Source organism: Caulobacter sp. P1_B12_2 (genome assembly GCF_056406675.1).
Window position 1 is genome coordinate 1 of the sequence record NZ_JBFTZS010000356.1, and the last position, 4,938, is coordinate 4,938.

Annotated in this window: 5 protein-coding genes; 4 read left to right on the forward strand and 1 reads right to left on the reverse strand. The window is 68.8% G+C overall.

The window, feature by feature from the left end:
* Together cobT and AC1DZ6_RS18980 are read left to right on the forward strand one after the other, a co-directional pair.
* Positions 1–1,567: cobaltochelatase subunit CobT (gene cobT / locus AC1DZ6_RS18975; RefSeq protein WP_477098697.1), on the forward strand; the 1,567-nt coding region annotated here is incomplete at its 5' end.
* Positions 1,564–2,625 carry an esterase-like activity of phytase family protein gene (locus tag AC1DZ6_RS18980; RefSeq protein ID WP_477098698.1) on the forward strand — a complete coding sequence of 354 codons (1,062 nt, stop codon included), beginning with the start codon at positions 1,564–1,566 and terminating at the stop codon, positions 2,623–2,625. The genes cobT and AC1DZ6_RS18980, both read left to right, overlap by 4 nt.
* A gap of 185 nt (positions 2,626–2,810) precedes the next feature.
* On the opposite strand, the gene AC1DZ6_RS18985 is transcribed toward AC1DZ6_RS18980, so the two are convergent.
* Complete coding sequence (locus tag AC1DZ6_RS18985; RefSeq protein WP_477098699.1) at positions 2,811–3,680, reverse strand: aldo/keto reductase family oxidoreductase; 870 nt, start codon at positions 3,678–3,680, stop codon at positions 2,811–2,813.
* A 323-nt stretch (positions 3,681–4,003) separates the two neighbouring features.
* On the opposite strand from AC1DZ6_RS18985, the gene AC1DZ6_RS18990 reads away from it, so the two are divergent.
* Both AC1DZ6_RS18990 and AC1DZ6_RS18995 read left to right on the forward strand, forming a co-directional pair.
* Positions 4,004–4,303, forward strand: coding sequence for a hypothetical protein (locus AC1DZ6_RS18990; protein WP_477098700.1), 300 nt, complete (start codon positions 4,004–4,006; stop codon positions 4,301–4,303).
* Between the two features lie 244 nt (positions 4,304–4,547).
* The gene (locus AC1DZ6_RS18995) at positions 4,548–4,838 is read left to right on the forward strand and encodes a hypothetical protein (protein ID WP_477098701.1); all 291 of its coding nucleotides are present in this window, start codon (positions 4,548–4,550) and stop codon (positions 4,836–4,838) included.
* Positions 4,839–4,938: the final 100 nt, after the last annotated feature.

Consider the following 4,938-nt stretch of genomic DNA (forward strand, 5'->3'; position numbering starts at 1 on the left):
CCTGGAGGCCCGCCTCGAAAAGCAGGGCCTGACCCGCGCCGTCGCCACCGACCGCCAGTCCGCCCCCATGGCCGAGATCCTGTCGCTGATGGTCCGCGAGCGCCTGACCGGCGACGCGCCGCCCGACGGCGCCAAGGCCCTGGTCGACATCCTGCGCGCCGACATCGAGAATCGGGCCGGCAAGGACCTGGACCGGCTGCTGGCCTCGATCGACGACCAGGCCGCCTTCGCCAGGGTCACCCGCGAGATCCTGCGCGACCTGGACCTGGGCGAGGACATGTCCGACGCCACCGAGCAGTCCGATGAGGACGAGGGCGACGAGGACCAGAACACCGAGGCCTCGGAAGACGATTCCGGCGAAGGCGAGGGCGAGCAGTCCGACGGCGCCCAGCCCGAACAGGCCGAGACCTCCGACCGCGAATCCGAGGCCGGCGACGAGGAGATGGTCCAGTCCGAGCAGGACGGCGATCCCGAGGACACCGAGGAATCCCCCGAGATGGGCGACGGCGCCAAGCCGGCCCGTCCCGACGCCGGCCAGGGCGGCGCCAACGAGCCGGTCTACAAGGTCTTCACCACGGCTTTCGACGAGGTGGTGCCGGCCGAGGACCTGTGCGACGCAGACGAGCTGACCCGCCTGCGGGCCTATCTGGACCAGCAGCTGGCGGCGTTCTCCAGCGTGGTCTCGCGCCTGGCCAACAAGCTGCAGCGCCGCCTGCTGGCCCAGCAGAACCGCGCCTGGACCTTCGACCTGGAGGAGGGGATGCTGGACGTCGCCCGCCTGACCCGGGTGATCATCGACCCCACCGCCCCCCTGTCGTTCAAGCAGGAGGAGGACGTCGAGTTCCGCGACACCGTCGTCACCCTGCTGATCGACAACAGCGGCTCGATGCGCGGCCGGCCGATCATGGTGGCGGCGGTCTGCGCCGACATCCTGGCCCGCACGCTGGAGCGCTGCGCGGTCAAGGTCGRGGTGCTGGGCTTCACCACCCGCGCCTGGAAGGGCGGCACGGCCCGCGACGAGTGGATCAAGGCCGGCAAGCCGCCCGCGCCGGGCCGCCTGAACGACCTGCGCCACATCATCTACAAGAGCGCGGACGCGCCCTGGCGCCGGGCTCGCAAGAACCTGGGCCTGATGATGCGCGAGGGCCTGCTGAAGGAAAACATCGACGGCGAAGCCCTGATGTGGGCTCACCAGCGCCTGATCGGCCGGCCCGAAGCCCGCCGCATTCTGATGGTGATCTCGGACGGCGCGCCGGTGGACGACTCCACCCTCAGCGTCAATTCGGGCCACTATCTGGAGCGCCACTTGCGTCAGGTCATCGCCGAGATCGAGACCAAGAGCCCGGTCGAGCTGATCGCCGTCGGCATCGGCCACGACGTGACCCGCTACTACCGCCGGGCCGTGACCATCGTCGACGTCGAGCAACTGGGCGGCGCCCTGGTCGACCAGCTGGCCGACCTGTTCGACGAGGAGCCCAAGGCGGTGAAGCGGGCCCGGGGCCTGCTGGCCGCCGTGCCGACCGTCCAGCCTTCCGCTCCGAAAGCGGCCCGCAAGGTTCCCGCGTGATCGGACTGCGCGGCTTTCTCGTTCTGGGCCTGGCCTCGATGGCGCTGGGCCAGTGCGCCAAGGCCCCGCCGCAGCCGGCCGTCCTGCCGATCGCCCCGGTCAAGGTCGGGCCCGAGATCAGCCTGGCCGCGACGCCCGTGCCGCTCAGCTCGGCCAATCCGCCTCCGGTCTCGATCGGCCGCTTCGTCTATGCCGGCGGCGTGGCGATCAGCAGTCCCGACACCACCCGCCTGCACGGGTTGTCGGACCTGAAGTTCGGCCCCGACGGCGGGCTGGTCTCGGTCAGCGACGACGGCGACCTGTTCGAGGCCCGGCTGAAGCTGGACGAGACCGGCCGCCTGGTCGGCCTGACCGACGGCAAGCTGCAACCGCTGAAGGGCCTGGACGGCCAGCCGCTGCGCGGCAAGGCCCAGGGCGACGCCGAGGGCCTGGCGATCCTGGCCAACGGCGACCGCCTGGTCAGCTTCGAGCGCGATCACCGCATCTGGCTCTATCCGCGTCAGCCGGACGGGACCTACGGCCTGCCCCGCGCCGTCAACAAGCCGGCCACCACCTTCCCCGACAACGAGGGGATGGAGGCCCTGACCGCCTATYCGATCGCCGGCCCCGACGCCTATCTGGTGGGCGGCGAGGAGGGCGAGGTGTGGCTGTGCAAGCTRTCGGCGCCCTGCGTGGGCCTGGCCCCGCAGTCACCGCCGGACTTCACCTGGGGCCTGACCAGCTTCGCCGCCTTCGAGGGCCAGTCGGTCGCCAGCCTGTTCCGCGCCTACGACCCGATCCGCGGCTGGCGTGGCCAGGTGCGCTTCGTGATCGACCCGCGCGCCCCCGCCGCCAAGCAGTACCTGGCCGCCACCCTGACCCTGGACGGGGCGACCACCCGCGACAATTTCGAGGGCATCGCCCTGTCGCGCAGCCCGTCGGGCGCGACGCGGATCTACATCCTCTCGGACGACAACGACGCGCCCCAGGAGCGGACGCTGCTGATGGCCTTCGACTGGACCGCCCCGCCGCCGCCGCCGCCGGGGCCGCCAGCGAAGAAGCCGGCGCGGCGGCGGTAGGGACGCGCGATATCCTCCGTTGCGAACGGGGCGCGCCTGGGAAGCAGAACTTAATGAAGCTGTCATCCCGGACAAGCGAAGCGCAGATCCGGGACCGCCGAAAGCTCTGAGTTCACGCGTCGGTCCCGGATCTTCGCGCTGCGCGCTCGTCCGGGATGACAGACTATCTAGCTTCCGATTGAGCCCTACGCCCGCCCGATCCCGTCCAGCACGGCCATCGCCTCATCCGGCAGGACCAGGTCCGCCGCCGCGAGGTTCTCGCGCAGGTGGGCGACCGACGAGGTGCCGGGGATCAGCAGGATGTTGGGCGAGCGCCGCAGCAGCCAGGCCAGGGCCGTCTGCATCGGAGTCGCGTGCAAGCGCTCGGCCACTTGCGACAGGGCGCTGGATTGCAGCGGATTGAACCCGCCCAGCGGGAAGAACGGGACATAGGCGATCCCGTCTTCGGCCAGGGCGTCGATCAGAGCGTCATCCTCGCGGTGGGCCAGGTTGTACTGGTTCTGCACGCAGACGATCCGGGCGACACCGCGCCCCTCCTTCACCTGGGTCGGGGTGACGTTGCTGAGGCCGATGTGGCGCACCAGGCCTTGCCTCTGGAGGTCGGCCAGCACCTCGAGAGGCTCGGCGATCGAGCCCTCGGCCGGACCGTGGACGTCGAACATGATCCGCAGGTTGACGACGTCCATCGCCTCCCGGCCCAGATTGCGCAGATTGTCGTGCACCGCGCGTTCCAGCTGGTCGGCGCCGTAGGCGGGGTTCCAGGATGCGTCGTCGCCGCGCAGCGCGCCGATTTTGGTGACGATCGTCAGGTCGTCGCGATAGGGCGCCAGCGCCTCGCGGATGATCTGGTTGGTGACGTGGGGGCCGTAGAAGTCGCTGGTGTCGATGTGGTCGACGCCGGCCGCCACCGCCTCGCGCAGGACGGCCAGGGCCGCGTCCCGGTCGCGCGGCGGGCCGAACACGCCGGGGCCGGCCAGTTGCATCGCGCCGTAGCCCAGCCGCTTCACCGTGCGGTCGCCGAGGGTGAAGGTTCCCGCCTTTTCGATCGCTTGCATGTCCGTCTCCTCTGATGGTGATCCAAGTTAGGGACCGGCGGACCTTCCGATAACCGGACATGATCGGCACGGGCTGTGCGGATTGGCGAACAATGAGATCGCCGCGCGCGAAAGACTCAATGCCTCGATTATCGGCGCCGATCGCGCCTGCTTTGTAGGCGTCCAACGGTAGTTTCTTTTGAAACTCAACATTTTACTTCAAACGACAACGCTGTCATGTTAGCGCTACCTTCGATGGTTGAGCAGGGCGAGATCCCAACGGCCATCAGAGGAACGCGTCGGGAGGTGGTTGAACCCCAACCCCCTTTCGGAAGTCACATCACATGAAGACCCTGTTTGTTCTGGCCGCTTCGGCCATGGCCCTGACCACCGCTTCGTCGGCCTTCGCCGCCGAGCAGCACGTCAAGGTTCGCGGCCGCACCGACGCCGCCATCCACGCCGACATCGTCTCGGCCGCTTCGTCGATCTGCCGCGAAGACCTGGGCGACCACGCCAACGACCTCTACGCCTACTGCGTCCGCGAAGTGACCCGCGACGCCGTGGTGAAGGTCGGCAGCCCGAGCCTGAAGGCCTATGACCGCCAGGCGTTCCGCACCGGCGGCCTGCAGAAGATCAGCTTCTAAGATCCGTTTTAAGGACCCGGTCTCGCGTGGCTTCGGCGGCGCGGGACTGGGTCCGCACGGCCTTTCCCGCGACAATTCGTGTCAACTCATTCCGCGACCGCACTGCAACATAACCGTTGATAAGTGACGATCGACAAGTTATAGCTTGAGCAAGGTGGCAGAGCGGGCGAGATCCTGGACCAGCCGCCAAGGGGAAACGCATTTCGGACGGGTTGAAATTCAACGCTGTCCTGGAATCCGTCCCATGATCCGCTCCGTCGTCCTGGCCGCCTCGGCCATCGCCCTGTTCGCCGCCGCGCCCGCCGGCGCCGCCGAAATCCGCATCAAGACCGCCGGCAAGGCCCCGGCCGAGCTGCGCGCCGAAATCGTCAAGGCCGCCTCGACGGTCTGCTGGCAGAACGTCCGTGGCGAAACCCTGGCCACCTACCTCTACCCCTCGTGCGTGCGCGCTTCGGTCAACGACGCGGTCAGCAAGCTGAACAACCCGGAACTGGCCTCGTTCAACGAAGCCAACCCGGCGATCCGCGCCCGCTAAAACAATTCACCGAGGCCAGTAAGCGTAAGTTCGAGGGGGCGGCGTACCGGCCCTCTCCGCCTCGTGAATGCAGGAAGCCCTCCCCGGCGACGGGGAGGGC